The sequence below is a fragment of the Streptomyces griseiscabiei genome (assembly GCF_020010925.1).
GTDB lineage: Bacteria > Actinomycetota > Actinomycetes > Streptomycetales > Streptomycetaceae > Streptomyces > Streptomyces griseiscabiei.
Genome location: NZ_JAGJBZ010000001.1, coordinates 471154 through 493085 on the forward strand (window position 1 = coordinate 471154; position 21932 = coordinate 493085).

Consider the following 21932-nt stretch of genomic DNA (forward strand, 5'->3'; position numbering starts at 1 on the left):
GATGCACGTGATGCCGGACCGGCAGAACTGGTCGCTCATTCCTCTACTGGCCGTATGCGGGACCCCGCGCGATCCGGACGTCGTCCACGTCCACCGCTCCGCGCTCACCCCCGTTCGCGTACCAGGCGATCTTCGCGATCCCCGGCATCGGTGTGCGGAACGTGACGTCCGTCAGCACGCGCCGGCCGTCGATGTCGAGGTCGAAGCGCTGGTTGGCGGTGTCCACCGTGAGCGTGACCCGGTACCACTTTCCGTTGGTGTACGTTCCGATCACCGAGTCCGTGGTTCCCTGATACGCGTGGATCTGGCCGCGCGCGAACGCGACGCTGACGGCCTGGACGCCACTGGAGTTGTACAGGTAGGGCAACCCGAACCAGCCGGCTTGTGTGTCGTCGCGCATCACCTGTGCGTCTATGGTCACCAGGCCCTGCAGCGGGGTACTGAAGACGCGGGAGAGGCTGGTCCCGTCGGTGCCGCCGCCGTCGGTGGTGCGGGTCAGCCGGACGCTCTTGTCGGTGGCGGACGGCGTCTCCACCGCGGAGACGTCGTTGTCGGCCGAGATGACTCGCCACCCGTTCGTCCCGTTGGCCAGCGCGCCGGTCGCCAGGTTGTCGAACGTGTCCGTGCGAGCGATGTCGGGCGCGCCGCGTTCGAAGGCACCGATCTCCGGACCGCTCCCGAGCGGAACGGGGGAGCCTGCGTAGTCCAGGCCGCCGTTGCCGGTGAGCGTGGCACCGGCGTCGACGAACGACGATCCGGGCTGGAGCGCGAAGTTCGCCGCCGTACCGAGTCGCGTGCCGTTCTCGTCGCCGTAGGGCCCGATGGCGGAGGGATTGACGAACATCGGATCGCCGACCTTGCGCGCGGCGTCGGAAGGGGGAACGGTCGTCAGGTTGGACGAGTACCCGTTGTTGTTGTAGACGATCGACGACTGTTGCTTGAACTCGGGTGCGGACTGTGAGGAGACGAACAGGTTGTCGGTCAGCGTCGCCTTCCCGGAGACACCGCCGGTCACCATGTTCTGCGAGTCAGTGTTCGCCCAGGTGTTGTTGTAGATGTTCGCCACCGAACCCGCCGTCTGCGACATGTGCAGGTTCCACCGCTTGCTACCGGTGATGACGTTGTAGCGGAGCACCACGCTGCCGAACCTGACATTGGCGTTGCACGCGCAGAGCAGGATGCCGTCACCGTTGTCATGGAGGTAGTTGTATTGGAACACCTGGTTGGTGGTCCCGATGTCGGGGTCCAGGCCGTTCTGGTCGGCGCCGCCCGACGCGAGGTGGGTCCCCATGATCTCGTTGTGTTGGACGGTGACGCTGTCGGCCATGTTGGTCTCGACGCCGGAGGTGCCCACCCGGTCGATCACGTTGCCCTCGACGAGTCCGCCCCGGACACCGGTCAGGTAGACGCCGTTGCAACCGTAGGCGCTGTTCGCCTGCGAGATGTAGTTGCCGCGCAGAGTGACGTCGGTGTGCGGGGTGAAGCGGGAGTCGGTGGCCGTGTCGCGCTTGCCCCAGCCCGTGTAGACGGCCCCGGGCGCGTCCCCGGCGTACTGCTTCACGACGATCCCGCCGAACGAGGTGTTCTTGATGGTGGAGTTCTCGACCGTGACGCCGTCGAGGACCGTGGGAGCACCGGGCGCAGTGATGTCCTTGACGCCGGTGATGAAGGCGATGCCGCCGGTGTCCTTCGAACGGTCCCAGCCCTGTTGGAACGTGATGCCCGGCCTGTTGTCGGCGCTGCTGCCGCCGATCCACCTGACCTCGCCGGTGACGTCGTGCACGTCGACCGAGTCGATCACGAAGTGGTGCAGGGTCTGGCCGTTGTCGCCGTGCACGCCGATGCCGCGGAAGTCGCCGAGCTTCGAACCGTCCGTCGTCCCCGTGGGAACCGCGTTCGACACGTCGAGGTTGCGGATCTCCCAGTACTCCTGGTTGTTCAGCCGCACCGCGTCGCCGACGGTGCCCTGGCCGGCGATCTTCGGCTTGGCGCCGACTCCGTAGCTGTCGATGGTGATCGGGGCGCCTTCGGTGCCGGACCCCTTGGGCCACAGTTGCCCGGTCCAGCTGTCACCGGCCTCGAAGCGAATGACGTCTCCGGGCTGGAACGTCGTCGAGTTCACCTTGGTCAGCGAGCGCCAAGGCGCGCTGCTCGTACCGGCGTTGCTGTCGCTGCCGCTCGCGCTCACGTAGTACGTGGTGCCCGCGGCGAAGGCCCGCTGCGCGGGGATGAGCACGATCGACGCGAGCACGACTGCCAACGCGCACAGCGCGGCGCCAACTGCTCGTGACACAAGTCTTCGACTGGCGATCATTGCCCTCTTCTTGTCGTCTGAGGTGGTGAAGTACTGGCTCCTGTCGTGACGCCCACAGCCAGGGCGGCGTGTAACGGCTCTGGGCGCGGGCAGTCCGGGACCGCGCGGTGGACCCACCAACGGGTGCGCGACGGCATGGGCACGACTCCGGCCGGACGTGCGCCGGGCGGGCTGACCTCGCCCCTGAGCCGCACTTCCTGCCTCACAGTTCCCTCCCGGATGGAGGTTCGGCCGGCGATCGTGGGACGGACGGTCGCGAGGGGGCGGCCGTGGACGCTTTCGAGTGGGCAGGCGTCGCGGATACCGCTACCTTCAGCACGCGACAGGCCCGCCGCGTGCTGAAGGACAGACCCGTGTCCCCGGCCGCCGCAGGTCGCACGCCTCCTGGTTGTCGCGCTCACGCTGCGCGTTGTCAGCGGTGCCGCGCGACCGCCGGCGTTGGGCGAGCGACCTCATGCCTGCCCTTCGGAGGAGCTGGGAAAACGCATTCCAGGCAGTGTGCCCAGCGTGATCGAGTGCGTCAAGGTTCCGAACAGATCGCCGCGTCAGCGAGGCTGAGTGCCCGCGGAACATCAGCGATGCAACCCTCGGAGCCCACCGGAAGACGGTCGACAGGTCGGTAGGCCGGCAGGACCAGTCGGCAACGGGGCTCAACCCGCCCGGTGCACAGCGAGGGCAGACCGCGGTTCAGACCCGTCCCGTCGTCGGCTTCACCAGGTACTCAGCCAAGCACCGGCTGCCCTGGTTGCTGCTGCCGTTGGCGCTCCATTCGATGGGGGTGCTGCCGGTGTTCCCAGCCTTGTACACGTCGGCCTCGCCCCCGGGCGGGACTCGACGGCGAAGCCGCATGGACGCCGAGCGCGTCTCCGCTGGTGACGCCTGTGACCGCGAAGGAGCCAGAGCTGGTGCAGTCTGGTCACGCAGAGCGCGGGAAATCGCATTCCGAACGCTGCGTGCCCGCATGTGCCAAAGCCCAGGAGGCGTTCAGCAGTTGGATTCACGGTGCCGCTGACGGGGTCCGCGTCAAGAGGAAACGCCCCGGCCCCAGTCAACGGCACGGGCTGCCTCAGATGACCCGGATCACCGTGCTGTCGCGCACCACGACCTGCCCCCGCATCACCAGGTGCACGGCCTCGGCCCGAGGCTCAAGTGCGAGGCGGACCGCCTCGGCACCTGCTCGTGCCAGGGGCAGCGACACCGTCGTCAGCCGCGGGGTCACGTCGGTCGCGAGCTCGATGTCGTCGAAACCGGTCACTGAGATGTCCGTCGGCACGGCCACGCAGTCGGCCCTGAAGGCGGACATCGCGCCGATGGCGATGGTGTCGTTGGCGGCGAGGACCACCTGGGGCGGCTCCAGCCCGTCGGTGACCAGCCGCCGCGCCGCGTCAAAGCCCCCTTGGCGGCTCACCGCAGAGTGCACGATCCGGATGTGCCTCTCCTCGACACCGCCGTCCCGGAGCCCGGCCACGAAGCCCGCGGTGCGGGCGGAGACGTTCCCCAGATCGCGCAGACCGGCGAAAATCGCCACACGCTGGTTGCCCAACTCGGCAACATATTCAGCCAGTTCCTTCGCAGCGCCGTGGTTGTCGAAGCTGATGGAGTCGAACGGCATGTCGGTATCGCCGACGATCACAACCCGCCCGCCCTCGTTCTCGAGCCCGACCAGCTCGTCCAGCAGGCGCCCACCCAGGGCGTTCGCGTCGAGTCGGCTAGAGGTCAGGATGAGCGCCCGCGGCCGCAGCGCGCGCTGCAGCCGAACGGTTTCCAGCTGGCGCTCGGCGGTGCCATGGGTCGACGAGACGGTCACGAACGCCCCGGCTTCGCGCGCCTGCCGTTCCATCGCCGCGGCGACCATGCCCATCGACGGGGTCGTGAGATCGTCCCCGACGACGGCGATCGAGTCGTTCGCGCGCCGCATCGCCCGGGCCGAGGCGTCAGCGGTGTAGCGCAGTGCGGCCGCGGCGGTGAGGACTCGCTGCCGGTACTCGGACGCGACGGTCCGGGAACTGCCGCCCAGGACGCGTGACGCGGTGGTGACCGATACCCCGGCGGCGGCCGCGACGTCGCGCAGGGTGACAGTGGGCCTGGCTGCATGGGGCATCGTGCTGTTCCTCCCGCACAAACGAGCCGTGTCCGGCGCCAGCCGAGGATATCTGCGGCAGGTCGCGGACGGGATTCGGACGGTGCCGGAGACAGCGGCCCGCAGCAGTGGCGGGCCGGAGACAGCGGTCCGCAGTGGCGCTCGGCGGTGTACTTCGAGGTGCCCCGGCTTGCGGAGTCTTGACGGTCCCGGTCCAAGGCTCCTCGCAGAGCGACGTGTACGGCATGCTCCTGGCCTCTGTCGCGTGCGACGGCGAGGCGGAAACGACGGCCGGCGAGCGGAATGCCGTCCCCGGGCGGATCCCCGGGCGGATGAGGTGGCCCGCCGGACCGTGGTCGCCGGGGCCCGGGCCGGGACTCCGTCCCCGTGCTCCGGACCCGACGCCGTATCGGGGCCGACCGCGCTTGCCACAGGCGGGATGGACGCGTGTCGCCCCGGGTGAGCGGTCCACCCGCGAAGGTACCGCCCATGCTCACCTCGCCCCGCAAAGCGCTGTGCTTGCTCGGGGCACAATGTGTGGCATGGAACATGGGCCGGCAGCGCCTCTACCACGGCGCGGGAAGCGCGTATCCGGAAAGCGTCAGGCGACTCTGCACGACGTAGCGCGGGTGGCGGGAGTCTCCCAGGCCACGGCCTCACGCGTGCTCAACGGCAGCACCCGCACCGTCCGGCAGGAGAACGCCGCCCGAGTGTTCGCCGCCGCCGCGGAACTGGACTACACGCCGCACCTGTCCGCCCAGGCAATCGCCCGAGGTTCGACGAACACCACCGCGCTGGTCGTCAGCGGCGTCGACGACCCGTACTTCTCCGCCATCGCGGGAGGAGTGACGCAGGTGGCAGAGGCAGCAGGTCTGATCGTGACCATGGCGGTCGCAGACCGCTCCCCCGAGCAGGAACTCCAGATCGTCAGGACCCTGCGCGGCATGCGACCCCGCGCCATCGTCCTGGCCGGCAGCCGCATTGATGACGCCAACGCCCGCGACGCTCTCCTCGACGAACTCGGCGCCTACCGGGAAGCAGGGGGCAGCGTGGTCCTGATCGGCCGGCACGATCTGCCGTTCCGCACCGTGAGTGTCGACAACTACGGCGGAGCGCGGCAGCTTGCCCGAGCGCTGGTGGGTCTCGGCTACCGACGATTCGCGATGGTGCGCGCGAGCCATGGACTCAGGACGTCCCGCGACAGGTGCACTGGCTTCGTGGAGGGCCTGCGCGAGTTCGGCATCGACGTCGACGAAGGGTTCGTGGTCGAAGCCGAGTTCAGCCGCCGGGGCGGCGGCGAGGCCGCCCGCGAACTCGTCGAGCGGGGCCTGGACGGAACGGAGCTGGTTTTCGCCGTCAACGACGTCATGGCGATCGGTGTGATGACTGCACTCCGCGACACCGGGGTGGTGCCCGGCCAGGACATCGCCATCGCCGGCTTCGACGACATCGGGTCGGCGGTGGACGTCGACCCAGCGCTCACCACAGTTTCCGTACCTCTGCAGCAAGTCGGGGTCTGCGCGATGGAACTCGCGCTGAACATCGACGCCTCGCGGATCGTGCCGGTCTCCACGAACGTTGTCCTGCGCGGCAGTACGCCCCGCCTGTGATGGTGTCGCCCTTCCACGGCGCGTAGCGGCTGAGGGTGAGCGCTTCAGCTTCGACAACAGTGCCGGGATCAGGCCAGATTGTACAGGAAAGCTGACCGACCTTCCCCAGTCTCCGCCCGTAGTGCTTCCTTGGTTCGTGGCGGATGTGTTCGCGTGAACATTCGGGCCCTGCAGCAGTTCGTGAACCAGTCGCCGTGGAATCCTGTGCCGGTGCGGCGACGGATCGCCGAGCGGCTGCCCGAAGGCGTCAGGTCCGAGGTGCGGGTGATCGACGACGTGTCGTTCCCCAAGTACGGCAAAGCGTCGGTCGGGGTGGCCCGCCAGTACTGCGGAGCGGTCGGCAAGCGGGCGAATTGCCAGGTCGCGGTCAGCGTCCATGCCGCCACCGACACCGCCTGATGCCGCTTGGACCGGCAGTTGCATCTGCCACGTGAATGGACGGACGAGCCCGACCGATGCGGCAGGGCAAAAGTCCCCGACGACGTGGTGCGCCAGGAGAGGTCGCGTCTGGCGCTCGGCCTGCTGAACACACTCGCCCAGTGGCAGTCGCAGGCGCCGGTCATCGTCGCCGCCACCGGCTACCGCGTCAGTACACCCCGCAGGATCGCTCACCGGAAGCGCGGGCTGTGGGGCGTGTGCGGCGAGCGGTCCGATCGCCTCGTCGCGCTGGCGTCGGACGGTGGGCTCGGAGATGTTGTTGCCGTCGGCCATGTCGGCAGGCGCTGGTTGTGGCGCAGTACAACCAAGACGATCACTGCGATCCGTCTTAGAGGACGTTCGTTTCATCTATGCGATGGTTTATGGCGATTGGCGCGTGCCGGGAATCAGTGTGTACAGGCTGGACGGGCGGTATGTCTCTTCGGTCGCAACGCACCTGATCTTGCGTTTCAACCTAGTTGCTACCGAAAGCTCCTGTCCGGTTCGAATACGCACCTGAACTTGACTTTTGCCTCGCCCGATCGAGCGATATGCCCGATCGGGAGCCCCGTGCATGAGTATCCCCATGGCCACTTCGCAGCAGCGCAAGCCGTACCTGAGTGATCTCTCCGACGCCCGCTGGGAGTTGATCGAGCCGATCTTGACGGCCTGGCGGGCCGAGCGTCAGAAGACCTCGCTCAACCTCGGCTGCAAGGTCACTGACCTGCGAGAGGTCATGAACGCGATCCTCTTCCTCAACCGGACCGGAGTCCCGTGGCGCTACCTGCCCCACGACTTCCCGCCGCACACCAGCGTGTTCAGCTACTTCAGCGCCTGGACCGCCGACGGCACCATCGAGAAACTCGGCGTCCGCCTGCACCGAATGGTCCGTGAACAGGCAGGACGCACCGCCGAACCCACCGCCTGCGTCCTCGACGCACAGAGCGTAAAGACCGCCACCAGCGTCCCAACCGACACCCAGGGCACCGACGCCGGCAAGAAAATCGTGGGCCGCAAACGCAGCATCGTCGTCGACACCCTCGGCCTGTTACTCCTGGTCATCGTGACCGCAGCCAGCGTCTCCGACAACGAGGCCGGCAAACAGCTCCTCACCCAGATCACCGCCGAACACCCCACGATCACCAAGGCATGGGTCGACACCGGCTACAAGACCCAGGCCATCGAGCACGGCGCCGCCCTCGGTATCGATGTCGACGTCGTCCCCAGGAACACCCAGGTCAAAGGGTTTTCCGTGATTCCGCGAAGGTGGGTGGTGGAGCGCAGTTTCGGTTGGATCATGATGCACCGCCGCCTCGCCCGGGACTACGAGACCAAACCCGCCCACTCCGAGAGCATGATCCGCCTCGCAATGATCTCCAACCTCGCGAAACGAGCAACCGGCGAAACACCCATAACTTGGCACAACCCATGAACTATCCCGTCTTCAAACGGAACGTCCTCTTAGCGGCAGGATCCGCAGCGCAGAAGCGTGCACGTTCACAGACGCATGGTGACCGGCCGATGGGCGGTTTCCGCAGCCGACCCAGGTCGGCCGCCCTGACCGGCTTCCCACGCAACGGCTCCAGCCTGGCCCGCACGCTGACGTCCACCTCGACGTCCACCTCCAGCACATCGCCGACCTGCCGAACCATGACCAGCCCGACAGTCTCCCGCACCACGACCAGGATGCGCTGTCAGTCCGGCGGGAGCCTGCTCTCATACACGCAGGACGTGCGGTCCGGGATCATCATCACCGCTCGGCCGCCCACCTGCCCAGGCGCCGACCCCGCCGAGGCCCGCAGTTCGGCAAGCCGCTCGCCCACCGGCACAATGACCTTCTCAGCGACGGCGAGTTCGCCGCGCTCAGCCCGGAGCTCCGCCACCTGCTTGGCCGGCTGTTCTTCGAGTTCGTCCCATTCCGCGCGCCGCGCGGTGATCCCTTCCAGCAGCTCGGGACAGCCGCCCATCGCGCCGCGTCCGGGGGGGGGGGGGGGGGGGGGGGGGGGGGGGGGGGGGGGGGGGGGGGGGGGGGGGGGGGGGGGGGGGGGCGCGGGGGGGGGCGCGGGGGGGGGCGGGGGCGGGGGGGGGGGGGCGGCCCCCCCCCCCCCCCCCCCCCCCCCCCCCCGCCCCCCCCCCCCCCCCCCCCCCCCCCCGGGGGGCCGCCCCCGGCCCCCCCCCCCCGCCCCCCGCCCCGCTCAGAGCCTGCCCTCACCCCACGGGTGGTCACACCCCGGAGGAGACCTCCGCCTTGTCGGCGGCGTCGGCATCGCCCTCTTCGGCCGCCAGCGCCTTGTTGCGGCGGACGGAGGACCAGAAGGACCAGGCGATCAGGATGACACCGATGGAACCGGTGATGAACTCGTTGATCTCGTACTGGATGGTGACGAGCAGGATGCCGGCGAGGGCGCCGATCGCGTAGTGCGCGCCGTGCTCCAGGTAGACGTAGTCGTCGAGGGTGCCCTGGCGGACCAGGTACACGGTCAGCGACCGGACGTACATCGCGCCGACACCGAGGCCCAGCGCCATCAGGACGATGTCGTTGGTGATGGCGAAGGCGCCGATGACACCGTCGAAGGAGAAGGACGCGTCCAGGACCTCCAGGTAGAGGAACATGAAGAACGCGGCCTTGCCGGCGAGGGCGACGGCCGAGCGCGGCTTGCCGGTGCGCGCCGCCGCTTCCTCCTCCTCGTGCTCGCGCTCCTCGTCCTCCTCCAGCTTGTTCTCGAAGTACCCGGAGAGACCACCGACGATGAGATAGGTGATCAGACCCGCGAGTCCGGAGATCAGGACCGTCTGCGCCTTGTCGGCATGGGTGCCGCCGTGCTGGTGGGCGTTGGTCGCGAAGGTCATCGAGGTGATCAGCAGGACGATCATCGCGATACAGGCCGACAGCATGTCGACCTTGCCGAGCTTGGCCAGCGGACGCTCCAGCCAGCCCAGCCACTTGATGTCCCGGTCCTCGAAGATGAAGTCCAGGAAGATCATCAGCAGGAACATACCGCCGAAGGCCGCGATCGACGGGTGCGCGTCGGTCACGTACTGCTGGTACTGGTCCTTGTCGGTCAGCGCCAGGTCGACGGCCTCGATCGGCCCGAGCTTGGCGCTGATGGCGACGATGACGACGGGGAAGACCAGCCGCATACCGAAGACGGCGATCAGGATGCCGATGGTCAGGAAGATCTTCTGCCAGAAGGCATTCATCTTCTTGACGATCCCGGCGTTGACCACCGCGTTGTCGAACGACAGCGAGATCTCCAGGACGCACAGGATCGCGACGAGCCCGAGAGCCGTCCATCCGTCGTAGAGAACCGCTGCTACCAAGCCGAGCGCGGTGACCGCGAACGACCAGCCGAAGGTTTTCAGAACCACTGGCTACCCAATCGTGTGTGTACGGGGTTCCCCCGCGCCGCGCGCGGCTTTACGAAACTTTGAACCCGAAGTCTAGTCGGGTACCCCTCGCACCCCACACGGCCCCGGCTTTTGCGCTTATAGCGCTACGAGACGTTCACACCGAAGTCGAGTGCGATGCCCCGCAGACCGGACGCGTACCCCTGCCCCACCGCGCGGAACTTCCACTCGCCGCCGTACCGGTAGACCTCACCGAAGATCATCGCGGTCTCGGTGGAGGCGTCCTCGGAGAGGTCGTAGCGGGCGAGTTCCTGGCCGTCGGCCTGGTTGACGACACGGATGAAGGCGTTGCTGACCTGGCCGAAGGCCTGGCCGCGGTTCTCCGCGTCATGGATGGAGACCGGAAACACGATCTTGTCGACGGTGGCCGGCACCCGGGAGAGGTCGATGATCAGCGACTCGTCGTCGCCGTCGCCCTCACCGGTGAGGTTGTCGCCGGTGTGCTCGACCGAGCCGTCGGGACTCGTGAGGTTGTTGTAGAAGACGAACCACTCGTCCCCCAGCACCCGTCCGCCCTGGCACAGCAGCGCGCTGGCGTCGAGGTCGAAAGGGGCCCCGGTGGTGGTCCGAACGTCCCAGCCGAGCCCGACCAGCACTTGAGTGAGGTTCGGCGCGGCCTTGGAGAGGGAGACATTGCCCCCCTTGGCGAGCGTGACGCCCATGGTGTGTTCCTCCCCGATTTTCGAGCTTCCGTTGCTCAACTGTTCAGTTGTCCGCGTACGCGTGGGCCGTCCGCCCTCGTCGTACGAGCGCGTCCGGCGCCGCGGTCGCTGAACGACGGCGGCGCCGGACGTGGTGTCTGTGGTTCACGGGGGGTCTTCCCCCATGACTCAGACGTTCACACCGAAGTCCTGGGCGATACCGCGCAGACCCGAGGCGTAGCCCTGGCCGATGGCGCGGAACTTCCACTCGGCGCCGTGCCGGTACAGCTCGCCGAAGACCATGGCGGTCTCGGTGGAGGCGTCCTCGGACAGGTCGTAGCGGGCGATCTCCGCCTCGCCGGCCTGGTTCACCACACGGATGAAGGCGTTGCGGACCTGGCCGAAGGACTGCTGACGGTTCTCGGCGTCGTAGATCGAGACCGGGAAGACGATCTTCTCGATCTCGGCCGGGACGGTCGCGAGGTTGACCTTGATCTGCTCGTCGTCGCCCTCACCCTCACCGGTGGTGTTGTCGCCGGTGTGCTCGACCGAGCCGTCCGGGCTCTTCAGGTTGTTGAAAAAGATGAAGTTGGCGTCGCTGCTGACCTTGCCCGACGCTTCCAGCAGCAGGGCACTGGCGTCCAGGTCGAAGTCGGTGCCGGTCGTGGTGCGGATGTCCCACCCCAGTCCGATGATGACCGCGGTCAGGCCCGGCGCCTCCTTGGTCAGCGATACGTTGCCGCCCTTGCTGAGGCTGACTCCCACGAGGTCCTCCGTTTGGTTTCAGGGGCGGGAAGCCCCTGCGTTGCGTTGGTATCGGATCAACGTGTCGATCCTAGTGACGGGTTCCCGATCCCCGCAGGGTGTGGAGCCGAAGAATCACAGGGTGTCGAGGGCCGCGAGGTACTCGTTCAGGTCGCGGGCGTCCGGCAGGGCGTTGACGACCGACCAGCGGACGAGGCCCTCCTTGTCGACGATGAAGGTGCCGCGCGCCGCGCAGCCCTTGTCCGCGTCGAAGACGCCGTACGCCCGGGAGACCTCGCCGTGCGGCCAGAAGTCCGACAGCAGCGGGTACTCCAGGTCCTCCTGCTCGGCGAAGACCCGCAGCGTGTGGATCGAGTCGTTCGACACGGCCAGCAGCTGCACGTCGTCGTTGACGAACTTCGGCAGGTTGTCCCGCAGCTCGCACAGCTCGCCCGTGCACACCCCGGTGAACGCGAACGGGTAGAAGAGCACCACCACGTTCTTCTCGCCCCGGAAGTCCGAGAGCCGCACGGTGGCGCCGTGGTTGTCCTTCAGCTCGAAGTCGGGTGCCTTGTCGCCGACCTGGATCGCCATGATTCTTCCTGGGTCCCTTCGTGGGCTGTTCGGGTGACCCAGCCTACGCAGAGGCAGAAAACCCCTGGAGGCAGGCCCCGAAGGGGCCGCCCTCCAGGGGCGCGGGGAACTGCGCTACAAGCCACGACCGGCCCGCGGTCGCCGACGCGCAGAACCCACCGAGCTATCAGGCGAGCCTGCCGAGCCAAAGCGGCAGCGTCACGTCACCTCTTGCCGGACTTGGCGGCCTTCGGCGTCACCAGCCGGCTGCCGCTCCAGTCCTTGCCCACGCTGACACTCTTCGACGCGGACAACCCCGCAGTCGTCGCGGCCTCCGAAATGTCGCTGGGCTCCACATAGCCGTCACGCCCGGTCTTGGGCGTCAGCAGCAGGATCGAGCCACCTTCCTCGATGTACGTGGTGGCGTCCACCAGTACATCCGTCAGGTCGCCGTCGTCGTCTCGGAACCACAGCACGACGGCATCGGCCACGTCGTCGTAGTCCTCGTCGACGAGCTCACTGCCTACGACTTCCTCGATGGACTCGCGGAGCTCCTGGTCGACATCGTCGTCGTAGCCGATCTCCTGGACCACCTGCTCGGGCTGGAACCCCAGCCTCGCGGCAGGGTTCGTCCGCTCCTCCGCGTGGTCCGCGGTCGCGCTCACGGGTTGCCTCCTGATCATGTTCGGGTGGGGTCGCCCCCTGGGGAATGAGCCACGCGCGTGCGCGAAGCATTGGCCGTAGTCCACACGGGCGGGACGGATCGCGCAAGTACCCAGCCTTCCAGACCGCCGAAACGGTGACGATCCGGGCCGTGTCACCGCAACTCTCTGCGCCGATTCACAGCCTCACGTGACGCACGCCACACCGTTCTGCCCGTTTTGCGTATTCGGCAACCATAGGGGGATACGAGCATCGAATACCTTTACTACCTTTGTCGAGCCGATGACCTCCCTGGTTACCTCTCGGTAGAGGTGACGTTTGCGTCCCCGAGGTACACGATGGGGGGCGGTGCAGGCACCCTAGAGAACACCCTCGAAACAACCGCGAAGAACCCCGAGGAACCCCTGAAGAGCGGCCCTCTGACAGCTAAGGAACAGCGTGGCTTCCGGATCCGATCGCAATCCGATCATCATTGGCGGCCTTCCGAGTCAGGTCCCTGACTTCGATCCCGAGGAGACCCAGGAGTGGCTCGACTCGCTCGACGCCGCGGTGGACGAGCGCGGCCGTGAGCGCGCGCGCTATCTGATGCTCCGGCTCATCGAGCGGGCCCGCGAGAAGCGCGTGGCCGTGCCCGAGATGCGCAGCACGGACTACGTCAACACCATCCCGACCAAGGCCGAGCCGTTCTTCCCGGGCAACGAGGAGATCGAGCGGAAGATCCTCAACGCGACCCGGTGGAACGCCGCCGTGATGGTCTCGCGCGCGCAGCGGCCCGGTATCGGGGTCGGCGGCCACATCGCGACCTTCGCGTCCTCCGCCTCCCTCTACGACGTGGGCTTCAACCACTTCTTCCGCGGCAAGGAGGAGGGCGACGGCGGCGACCAGATCTTCTTCCAGGGCCACGCCTCCCCCGGTATCTACGCCCGCGCGTATCTGCTCGACCGGCTCGACGAGCGGCAGCTGGACGCCTTCCGCCAGGAGAAGTCGAAGGCGCCGTACGGCCTGTCGAGCTACCCGCACCCGCGTCTGATGCCGGACTTCTGGGAGTTCCCGACCGTGTCCATGGGCCTCGGTCCGCTGGGCGCGATCTTCCAGGCGCGGATGAACCGGTACATGGAGGCGCGCGGCATCGCCGACACCTCCAAGTCCCATGTCTGGGCGTTCCTCGGCGACGGCGAGATGGACGAGCCGGAGTCGCTCGGCCAGCTGACGATCGCCGCGCGCGAGCACCTCGACAACCTGACCTTCGTCGTGAACTGCAACCTCCAGCGCCTCGACGGCCCGGTGCGCGGCAACGGCAAGGTCATCCAGGAGCTGGAGTCGGTCTTCCGGGGCGCCGGCTGGAACGTGATCAAGCTGGTCTGGGACCGCACCTGGGACCCGCTGCTCGCCCAGGACCGCGACGGGGTGCTGGTCAACCGGATGAACACCACGCCGGACGGCCAGTACCAGACGTACGCCACCGAGACCGGCGCGTACATCCGCGACCACTTCTTCGGTGACGACCAGCGGCTGCGCGCGATGGTCGAGAACATGACCGACGACCAGATCCTGCACCTGGGCCGCGGCGGTCACGACCACCGCAAGATCTACGCGGCGTACAAGGCGGCCCACGAGCACAAGGGCCAGCCGACGGTCATCCTGGCGAAGACGGTCAAGGGCTGGACGCTGGGCCCGAACTTCGAGGGCCGCAACGCCACGCACCAGATGAAGAAGCTGACGGTCGCCGACCTCAAGGGCTTCCGCGACCGGCTGCATCTGCCCATCTCCGACAAGGAGCTGGAGAGCGGGGCTCCGCCGTACTACCACCCCGGGCGGAACTCCGAGGAGATCCAGTACATGCACGACCGCCGCAAGGGGCTCGGCGGGTACGTCCCGACGCGTGTCGTGCGGGCGAAGCCGCTGGCGCTGCCGGAGGACAAGACGTACGCGACCGTGAAGAAGGGCTCCGGTCAGCAGTCGATCGCCACCACCATGGCGTTCGTCCGGCTGCTGAAGGACCTCATGCGGGACAAGGAGATCGGCAAGCGGTTCGTGCTGATCGCGCCGGACGAGTACCGCACCTTCGGCATGGACTCGTTCTTCCCGAGCGCGAAGATCTACAACCCGCTCGGCCAGCAGTACGAGGCGGTCGACCGCGATCTGCTGCTCGCCTACAAGGAGTCGCCGACCGGCCAGATGCTGCACGACGGCATCTCGGAGGCGGGCTGCACGGCCTCGCTGATCGCGGCCGGTTCCGCGTACGCGACGCACGGCGAGCCGCTCATCCCGGTCTACGTCTTCTACTCGATGTTCGGTTTCCAGCGCACCGGTGACCAGTTCTGGCAGATGTCCGACCAGCTGGCGCGCGGTTTCGTCCTGGGCGCGACCGCCGGCCGTACGACGCTGACCGGTGAGGGTCTCCAGCACGCGGACGGCCACTCCCAGCTGCTGGCCTCCACCAACCCGGGCTGTGTCTCCTACGACCCGGCGTTCGGGTACGAGATCGCGCACATCGTGAAGGACGGTCTGCGCCGGATGTACGGCCCGGACAGCGAGGACGTCTTCTACTACCTCACCGTCTACAACGAGCCGATCCAGCACCCGGCCGAGCCGGCGGACGTGGACGTCGACGGCATCCTCAAGGGCATCCACCGCTACCGGGCCGGCGAGGCGGGCTCGATCCCCGCGCAGATCATGGCCTCCGGTGTGGCGGTGCCGTGGGCGGTCGAGGCGCAGGCGATCCTCGCCGCCGACTGGGACGTGAAGGCGGACGTCTGGTCCGCGACCTCCTGGAACGAACTGCGCCGCGAGGCCGTCGAGGTGGAGCGGCACAATCTGCTGCACCCCGAGGAGGAGCAGCAGGTCCCGTATGTGACGCGGAAGCTGAGCGGCGCCGAGGGACCGTTCGTGGCCGTCTCCGACTGGATGCGGTCGGTGCCGGACCAGATCTCGCGCTGGGTGCCGGGCACGTACCAGTCGCTGGGCGCGGACGGTTTCGGCTTCGCGGACACCCGGGGCGCGGCACGGCGCTTCTTCCACATCGACGCGCAGTCGATCGTGGTCGCGGTGCTGACCGAGCTGGCCCGTGAGGGCAAGGTCGACCGGTCGGTGCTGAAGCAGGCCGTCGACCGCTACCAGCTGCTCGACGTGGCGGCGGCGGACCCGGGCGCCGCGGGAGGCGATGCATAGCACCCGATTCGGGGTCAAGGGGTGGTGAACCGGTGGGTTCACCACCCCTTCACGTTTTCTACTATGCGCCCATGAAGCAGCAAGCGGTCCCGGCGCAGATCCGTTGGGAACGGCGGACCCAGCAGCCGTTGTTCGGCCTGGCCCTGGTGTTCGCCGTCGCGTACACGGTGCCGATCGTGCGGCCGGACGCGAGCGACGAGGTGGAGTGGTGGTGCGAGGTCGCCGAGTGGGGCGTGTGGGGCGCGTTCGCGCTCGACTACGTCATCCGGCTCCTGCTCGCCGAGCATCGGTGGGAGTTCGTCCGCACGCGCTGGCTGGACCTGTGCGCGGTGGTGCTGCCGATGATCCAGCCGCTGCGGCTGCTGCGGCTGGTGGCGACGCTGCTGCTGGTGGGGCAGCGGGCGCGGATGGCCTCGCAGATAAGGCTCACGACGTACGTCGGCGGGGCGGTCGTCGGGCTGCTGATGTTCGGGTCGCTCGCGGTGCTGTCCGTGGAACGGGACGCGCCCGGTGGGAACATCGACACGCTGGACGACGCGGTGTGGTGGTCGTTCACGACGATGACGACCGTGGGGTACGGGGATCACGCGCCGACGACAGGGCTCGGGCGGGTGCTGGCGGTCGGGCTGATGCTGTCGGGGATCGCGCTGCTCGGTGTGGTGACGGCGAACATCGCGGCGTGGTTCATAGCGCGGTTCGAGAAGGACGACGCGGAGGAGCGGCGGCAGACCGCCGCGATAGTCGAGCTGACGGAGGAGGTTCGGCTGTTGCGGGCGGAGGTGGCGTCGTTGAAGGCGGTATCCGTGGAGGGGGTGCCGGAGCAGCGCCGCTGAGGGTGGGGGTGGGGGTGGGGGTGCGTCGGCGGGTGCGGGTCCGGTGGGGCTTCTCGCGCAGTTCCCCGCGCCCCTGAAAAGCACGGGCTGCGCCCCTTGCTTTTCAGGCCCGCGGGGGCCTGGTCTTCAAGGGGCGCGGGGAACTGCGCGAGAAGCCCCACCGGGCCGCACGCTCAGACGAGACCTGACCCCGGCCCCGCCGCACCCGCCAGCCAGATGATCGCCAGGATCGTGTCGATGGCGCCCAGGACGACCGCGATGATCGCGGGGACGGAGCGGGTGCCGGACCAGGTGCGGTTCATGGCGAGCCAGCCGCAGAGGATCGCGACGGGTCCGAGGATGATCCCCAGGACGAAGAATCCCGCGATCGCGCAGATGACGCCGATGATCCCGAGGGTCGCGCGATCCGGCCGGCTCCGTGACCACGTCCGGCCACGTGAGCGAGGGTGCCTGCGCGAACTGTGTCCGAAACCCGCCATTGTCAACAACTCCCTGAACCTCGCGGTCAGTTCGAGTACGACATGGCGAGTACCCCGGCGAAGTGGTTGAAACCAGGGGCGGTTGGCGGAGCCGTCCGCGCGCGCTGCCCCCCTCCGGCAGCGCGCCGCAGACCCCCGGGTCGCTCCGCCGGCGAACGACCATGCCGTGCGGAGGACTTGACCCAGGGTGACCTGCGGCGCGTACCGGGTGGAAGCGATCGTCCGACTTGTCACCCTGATAGGCGAACGCGGGCGGAAACCCGCGCGCGAGGCAGTGGCGGAGCTGTCAGATGTGCGCCGCTCCGGCACCCGCCTCGGCGTTCTCGCCACGCTTGGTCAGGAACGCCACGAGGACGGCGACCGTGGCCACCCCGGCGGCGACCAGGGACGCCAGACCCATGCCGGACATGAACGTGTCGTGCGCGACCGTGGTGATCTTCGCGGCGATCTCCGCCGGGGTGCCCTCGGCGACCGGGGGGACGCCGACCTGGACGGCCTCGGAGGCCTGGCCGAGCTGGGCCTCGGTGAGCGGCGGGAGGCCGGCGTCGGCCCAGTTGCCCGCCAGGTCACCGTCGACCTTGGAGGCCATCACGGCGCCCAGCACGGCCGTACCGAGGCTGCCGCCGATCTGCATCGCGGCCTGCTGGAGACCACCGGCGACACCGGACAGCTCCAGGGGCGCGTTGCCGACGATGACCTCGGTGGCGCCGACCATCACCGGGGCGAGGCCGAGGCCGAGGAGGGCGAACCAGAGGGACATCACGGCGCTGCCGGTGTCGGTCTCCAGCGTCGACATGCCGTACATCGCGATCGCGGTGAGGGCCATGCCGCCGGCCAACGGGATGCGCGGTCCGGCCTTGGTGATGATCGCGCCGGCCAGGGGCGAGCCGACGATCATCATGCCGGTGAGCGGCAGCAGGTGCAGACCCGCGTCGATGGGGCTCATCCCGTGCACGTTCTGGAGGTAGAACGTCACGAAGAACAGGCCGCCCATGAAGGCGATGGCCATCAGGACCATCAGGACGACACCCGCCGACAGGGGGACGGAGCGGAAGAGGGCCAGCGGGATGAGCGGCTCCTTCACCTTCGTCTCCCAGAGGGCGAAGACGGCGAAGAGGGCGATGGAGACGACCAGGAAGGTCCACGTCAGACCGTCGCCCCAGCCCCACTCCGGGGCCTTGATGAGCGCCCAGACCAGGCAGAACATCGCTCCGGAGAGCAGGGCGATGCCCAGGACGTCGAAGGAGCGCGGGGCGTTCTCGGCGCGGTGGTCCAGCAGGATCCAGGCGCCCAGGGCGACGGCGAGGACGCCGACCGGGACGTTGATCCAGAACACCGACTGCCAGCTGACGTTCTCCACGAGGAAGCCGCCGAGGATCGGGCCGCCCGCGGTGGAGGCGCCGATGACCATGCCCCAGATACCGATGGCCATGTTCAGCTTCTCGGCGGGGAAGGTGGCGCGGAGCAGGCCGAGCGCGGCCGGCATCAGCAGCGCGCCGAACAGCCCCTGGAAGACACGGAAGGTCACCACGAAGGCGACCGAGTTCGACAGGCCGATGGCCCCGGAGGCGGCGGCGAAGCCGACCACGCCTATGAGGAAGGTCTGCCGGTGGCCGAAGCGGTCGCCCAGCTTGCCGGCGGTGATGAGAGTGACCGCCAGCGCGAGGAAGTACGCGTTGGTGATCCACTGGACCTCGGCGAAGCTCGCCTTGAGGTCGTCCGCGATGACCGGGTTGGCGATCGCCACGATGGTGCCGTCGAGGGCGACCATCATGACGCCGACGGCCACGGTGAGGAGGGTGAACCAGGGATGGCCGCGCAGGCCCCGGCCCCGGTTCGTCGTCGGGTCCGACGGGACGACTGGCGCCTTGTCCCCCGGTCCCGTCTTGTCGACAGTGGTCTGACTAGTCATACGGCGAGGCTAATGACAGCCACTGACAGTTGACAAACCAATTCACAAGTCGGTAACTGTCACGTCACTCGCCGCAGGGGCGGGTGGAGGCGAGGGTTCATGGAGACGGCGGCCACGGCGGCGACCCCGGCGGAGGAGCGGCCCGGGCTGCGCGAGCGGAAGAAGCAGCGCACCCACGACGCGCTGCTGCGGGCGGCGCTGGAACTGTTCACGACCCAGGGGTACGACGCGACGACGGTCGACGAGATCGCCGAGGCGGTCGATGTCTCGCAGCGCACCTTCTTCCGCTACTTCGCGGGCAAGGAGGAGGCCGCCCTCGCGATCACGGACCTCCCCCAGGAGCACTTCCTCGCGGCCGTCCGCGCCCGCCCCGCGCACGAGGCACCGCTGGAGGCGATGCGCAACGCCGTGCTGGAGGGCTGGGAGGCCATCGGCGAGGCCATTCAGCAGGTCGTCCCCGTCGAGCTCTATCTGCGCGCCTACGGCATGGTCGAGTCCACCCCCGCGCTGCTGGCCGCGCATCTGCGCCGCGCGGACGAGGTGGCGCGGGAGATGGAGCGGATCATCGCCGAGCGCGAGGGGCTGGACGTGGACACCGACCCCCGGCCACGGGTGGCGGTGGCCGTCTTCGGCGGTGTGATGCGCGTCACGGAACGCATGTGGGCCCTGGGCGGCGATCTCAGCGTGGAGGCCATGCACGCCCTGACCGCCGCTCATCTGGACGCCCTGCGGCCCTCGTTGGCCGAGAAGTGGCGTACTGGCTAAAACGGACGGTGATCGTCATCATCACGACCTTCTCTGCGGCACCGTACGGAACGGGCGTGATCGAAACGTGATCCGCCTCACTCGGTTAACGCGAGACCCTTCCGTTCTCTTAGTGTGTCCTTTCAGTGACTTCCTTCGACTCCTCCCCGCAACTGAACGTCTGGCGCGCACTGCTGGCGCTGGCCGTGGTTTTCGTGATGCTGGCGACCACCGGCTGGACCGCGATCCGCAGCCACCGTGAGGAGTCGCCGCTGCAGGCGTCGCTCTCCGCGTGGCAGCGCGGACACCTCGACGGCCGGGAACTGCCGGACGCCGAATCGTCCCCGCACCGGCTGGCCGCCTTCTTCGCCTCGCTCACCGCGCAGCAGCGCACCCGGCTCGTCCACCGCTATCCGCTCGCCGTGGGCAATATGAACGGCGCCCCCGTCAAGCTGCGTTACCGGGCCAACCGCATCGCGCTGAAGCAGCAGAGCAAGCAGGAACGGGAACGCATGCGCGACCAGCGGCTCTCCGAGACGGGCCGCCACGAGGCCGGCCGCCGGATGCACCGCTTCGCCGCGCTGGCCGCGAAGAGCCGGCACATCCTCGCCTTCGACCCCGACGGCAGCGGCCGGATCGCCGAGGCCTTCGGCAGCCTCGACAAGGCCGAGCGCGTCTCGGTCGTCGTCCCCGGCGTCGACACCGACGTCCTCACCTTCCAGCGCACCAACCGCCGCTACTCCGCACCCGTCGGCATGGCCGAATCGCTCTACGACGCGGAGCGCGCGGCGAGCCCCGGGACGCGTACGGCCGTGATCGCCTGGGCCGACTACACCGCGCCCGACGGGATCGGCCTCGACTCGGCGACCGCGCTCCGCGCCGAACAGGGCTCGGTCCGGCTGAACGCGCTGGTGCGGAGCCTGCCCGGCGCCTCCACCGTCGCGCTGGTGTGCCACAGCTACGGCTCGGTGGTGTGCGGGGTCGCCGCGCCCTCACTGCCGTCCCGGGTCACCGACATCGCGGTGGCGGGCAGCCCCGGTATGCGCGCCGAGTCGGTGAACCAACTGCGGACGGCGGCCCGGGTGTGGGCCATGCGGGACGCCGACGACTGGGTCCAGGACGTGCCCTATCTGGAGGTCGGCGGGCTCGGCCACGGCGCCGACCCGGTCTCCTCGGAGTTCGGGGCGCGCATCCTGTCCGCGGCCGACGCCCGGGGGCACAGCGGCTATTTCGAGCCGGGCACCGACAGTCTGAGCAACTTCGCCGAGATCGGTATCGGCGCGTACGGATCGGTGCGCTGTGCGCGGGAGGACGGCGCGTGTCTGACGGGTCTGTCCGACAGCGCTGCGGCCTGACGCGCGTAGAGGAGGGTAAAAGTGCGGTTCGCCTCGGTCGGGACTTCCCCGCGTCGCCCGCATACGATGAGCCGCATGGGTGACGTACTGGCCGGATTTCATGCCGCCTGGGAGTTCGAGTCCGACTCCGTGCTCATCCGCTTCGAACGGGGGATTCGTACGCCGAAGCTGTTCGCCGCGCTCGGTGAGCGCCGTATCCCGCTGGAGGCGATCGCGGACGTGACGCTGACACCGGGGAAGCGGGGCACCGTCGTACTGCGTGCCGTGCCGCGACCCGGCGCCGATCCGCTGATGGAGGCGGCGGCGGACCAGCTCAAGGAGGGGTGCGATCCGTACCGGCTGGTGCTGCCGGCCGAGCGGGAGACGCTCGCGGAGTACTACGCCGACGAGCTGCGGGCGCGGTTGACCCGGTCCGGGCCCGCCGATCGTTTTCTGGTGGCCGCCCCGGACGTGCCGTTGCAGTTCAAGGCGTACGACGGGAAGGCGTCCTTCGACGGGCGGTCCGTGTCGTTCCGGTGGTTCTGGACGGGGGCTTCGTCGGCGAAGTGGAAGGCCGGGGACCAGACGTTCCCGGTGAGCGCGCTCAGTGGGGTGGAGTGGCGGTCGCCGGAGGTGTTCGAGGGGTATCTGCGGCTGCTTCGGCGGGACGGCGCCGGGGAGCGGCCGGCGCAGCCGGACCATGATCCGGCCGCGGTCGTTTTCGGGCTGGGGTACGGGCCGGTGCACGAGTCGCTGCCGTTCGCCGCCGCGGTGCTGGCGGCGGTCCGCTCCGCGGGGGGTTCGGCCCCAGCTGCGGTCGAGGCGGGGCCCCGGCGGGATCCGGCCGACATCGCCGACCGGATCCGGCACCTGGGGGAGCTGCACGAGGCGGGGCTGGTGACGGACGAGGAGTTCAGTGTGAAGAAGGCGGAGTTGCTGGCTGAGTTGTAGGTACTCGCCGTTGGGGGTCGCTTTCGTTGCCGGGTGCGGGTGCGTTGTGGCTGGTCGC

17 protein-coding genes and 1 pseudogene are annotated in these 21932 nt (G+C 68.7%); 8 read left to right on the plus strand and 10 right to left on the minus strand.

Annotation, left to right across the window (positions count from 1 at the left end; all coding sequences use genetic code 11):
• Positions 1 to 43: 43 nt before the first annotated feature.
• Both J8M51_RS01970 and J8M51_RS01975 read right to left on the minus strand, forming a co-directional pair.
• Positions 44 to 2251, minus strand: coding sequence for a right-handed parallel beta-helix repeat-containing protein (locus J8M51_RS01970; RefSeq protein WP_256964200.1), 2208 nt, complete (start codon positions 2249 to 2251; stop codon positions 44 to 46).
• A gap of 1129 nt (positions 2252 to 3380) precedes the next feature.
• Complete coding sequence (locus tag J8M51_RS01975; protein WP_086754792.1) at positions 3381 to 4415, minus strand: LacI family DNA-binding transcriptional regulator; 1035 nt, start codon at positions 4413 to 4415, stop codon at positions 3381 to 3383.
• Between the two features lie 521 nt (positions 4416 to 4936).
• Here J8M51_RS01975 and J8M51_RS01980 point away from each other — a divergent pair.
• From J8M51_RS01980 to J8M51_RS01990, 3 genes and pseudogenes are all read left to right on the plus strand, one after another.
• Positions 4937 to 6004 carry a LacI family DNA-binding transcriptional regulator gene (locus J8M51_RS01980; RefSeq protein WP_086754791.1) on the plus strand — a complete coding sequence of 356 codons (1068 nt, stop codon included), beginning with the start codon at positions 4937 to 4939 and terminating at the stop codon, positions 6002 to 6004.
• A gap of 156 nt (positions 6005 to 6160) precedes the next feature.
• Positions 6161 to 7045: pseudogene (locus J8M51_RS46080) on the plus strand (IS701 family transposase); the annotation flags it as partial.
• Positions 7008 to 7853: an IS5 family transposase gene (locus J8M51_RS01990; protein ID WP_086754790.1), complete on the plus strand. Its 846-nt coding sequence runs from the start codon at positions 7008 to 7010 to the stop codon at positions 7851 to 7853. The pseudogene J8M51_RS46080 and the gene J8M51_RS01990, both read left to right, overlap by 38 nt.
• 262 nt (positions 7854 to 8115) lie before the next feature.
• Here the strand turns inward: J8M51_RS01990 and J8M51_RS01995 are convergent, their stop codons facing one another.
• The 6 genes from J8M51_RS01995 to J8M51_RS02020 all read right to left on the minus strand — a co-directional run bounded on the left by J8M51_RS01995 (position 8116) and on the right by J8M51_RS02020 (position 12452).
• The gene (locus J8M51_RS01995; protein ID WP_086754788.1) at positions 8116 to 8388 is read right to left on the minus strand and encodes a hypothetical protein; all 273 of its coding nucleotides are present in this window, start codon (positions 8386 to 8388) and stop codon (positions 8116 to 8118) included.
• Between the two features lie 256 nt (positions 8389 to 8644).
• Positions 8645 to 9790: a DUF475 domain-containing protein gene (locus J8M51_RS02000; RefSeq protein WP_086753651.1), complete on the minus strand. Its 1146-nt coding sequence runs from the start codon at positions 9788 to 9790 to the stop codon at positions 8645 to 8647.
• A 125-nt stretch (positions 9791 to 9915) separates the two neighbouring features.
• On the minus strand, positions 9916 to 10491 hold the full coding sequence (locus J8M51_RS02005; protein ID WP_037704475.1) for a TerD family protein: 576 nt from the start codon (positions 10489 to 10491) through the stop codon (positions 9916 to 9918).
• Between the two features lie 168 nt (positions 10492 to 10659).
• Entirely contained in the window at positions 10660 to 11235 is a 576-nt protein-coding gene (locus J8M51_RS02010) for a calcium homeostasis/redox stress adaptation protein (RefSeq protein WP_086753653.1), read from the minus strand.
• Positions 11236 to 11349: 114 nt separating this feature from the next.
• Positions 11350 to 11808 (minus strand): peroxiredoxin, encoded by a 459-nt coding sequence (locus J8M51_RS02015; RefSeq protein WP_086753655.1) that lies wholly within the window; start codon positions 11806 to 11808, stop codon positions 11350 to 11352.
• 203 nt (positions 11809 to 12011) lie between these two features.
• Positions 12012 to 12452: a DUF3052 domain-containing protein gene (locus J8M51_RS02020; RefSeq protein WP_033527287.1), complete on the minus strand. Its 441-nt coding sequence runs from the start codon at positions 12450 to 12452 to the stop codon at positions 12012 to 12014.
• A 436-nt stretch (positions 12453 to 12888) separates the two neighbouring features.
• On the opposite strand from J8M51_RS02020, the gene aceE reads away from it, so the two are divergent.
• Positions 12889 to 15621 carry a pyruvate dehydrogenase (acetyl-transferring), homodimeric type gene (gene aceE, locus J8M51_RS02025; protein WP_086753657.1) on the plus strand — a complete coding sequence of 911 codons (2733 nt, stop codon included), beginning with the start codon at positions 12889 to 12891 and terminating at the stop codon, positions 15619 to 15621.
• Between the two features lie 71 nt (positions 15622 to 15692).
• Entirely contained in the window at positions 15693 to 16454 is a 762-nt protein-coding gene (locus tag J8M51_RS02030; RefSeq protein WP_086753659.1) for a potassium channel family protein, read from the plus strand.
• 173 nt (positions 16455 to 16627) lie between these two features.
• Here J8M51_RS02030 and J8M51_RS02035 read toward each other — a convergent pair whose 3' ends face one another.
• Both J8M51_RS02035 and J8M51_RS02040 read right to left on the minus strand, forming a co-directional pair.
• Positions 16628 to 16933 carry a small hydrophobic protein gene (locus tag J8M51_RS02035; RefSeq protein ID WP_216588478.1) on the minus strand — a complete coding sequence of 102 codons (306 nt, stop codon included), beginning with the start codon at positions 16931 to 16933 and terminating at the stop codon, positions 16628 to 16630.
• A gap of 286 nt (positions 16934 to 17219) precedes the next feature.
• Complete coding sequence (locus J8M51_RS02040; RefSeq protein WP_267298912.1) at positions 17220 to 18845, minus strand: MFS transporter; 1626 nt, start codon at positions 18843 to 18845, stop codon at positions 17220 to 17222.
• Positions 18846 to 18944: 99 nt separating this feature from the next.
• On the opposite strand from J8M51_RS02040, the gene J8M51_RS02045 reads away from it, so the two are divergent.
• The 3 genes from J8M51_RS02045 (at position 18945) to J8M51_RS02055 (ending at position 21874) form a co-directional block, all read left to right on the plus strand.
• A complete protein-coding gene (locus tag J8M51_RS02045) occupies positions 18945 to 19610 on the plus strand; it encodes a TetR/AcrR family transcriptional regulator (RefSeq protein ID WP_086756764.1) in 666 nt (221 codons plus the stop codon).
• Positions 19611 to 19735: 125 nt separating this feature from the next.
• Entirely contained in the window at positions 19736 to 20944 is a 1209-nt protein-coding gene (locus J8M51_RS02050; protein WP_086756766.1) for an alpha/beta hydrolase, read from the plus strand.
• 75 nt (positions 20945 to 21019) lie between these two features.
• Positions 21020 to 21874 carry a DUF4429 domain-containing protein gene (locus J8M51_RS02055; protein ID WP_086756768.1) on the plus strand — a complete coding sequence of 285 codons (855 nt, stop codon included), beginning with the start codon at positions 21020 to 21022 and terminating at the stop codon, positions 21872 to 21874.
• Positions 21875 to 21932: the final 58 nt, after the last annotated feature.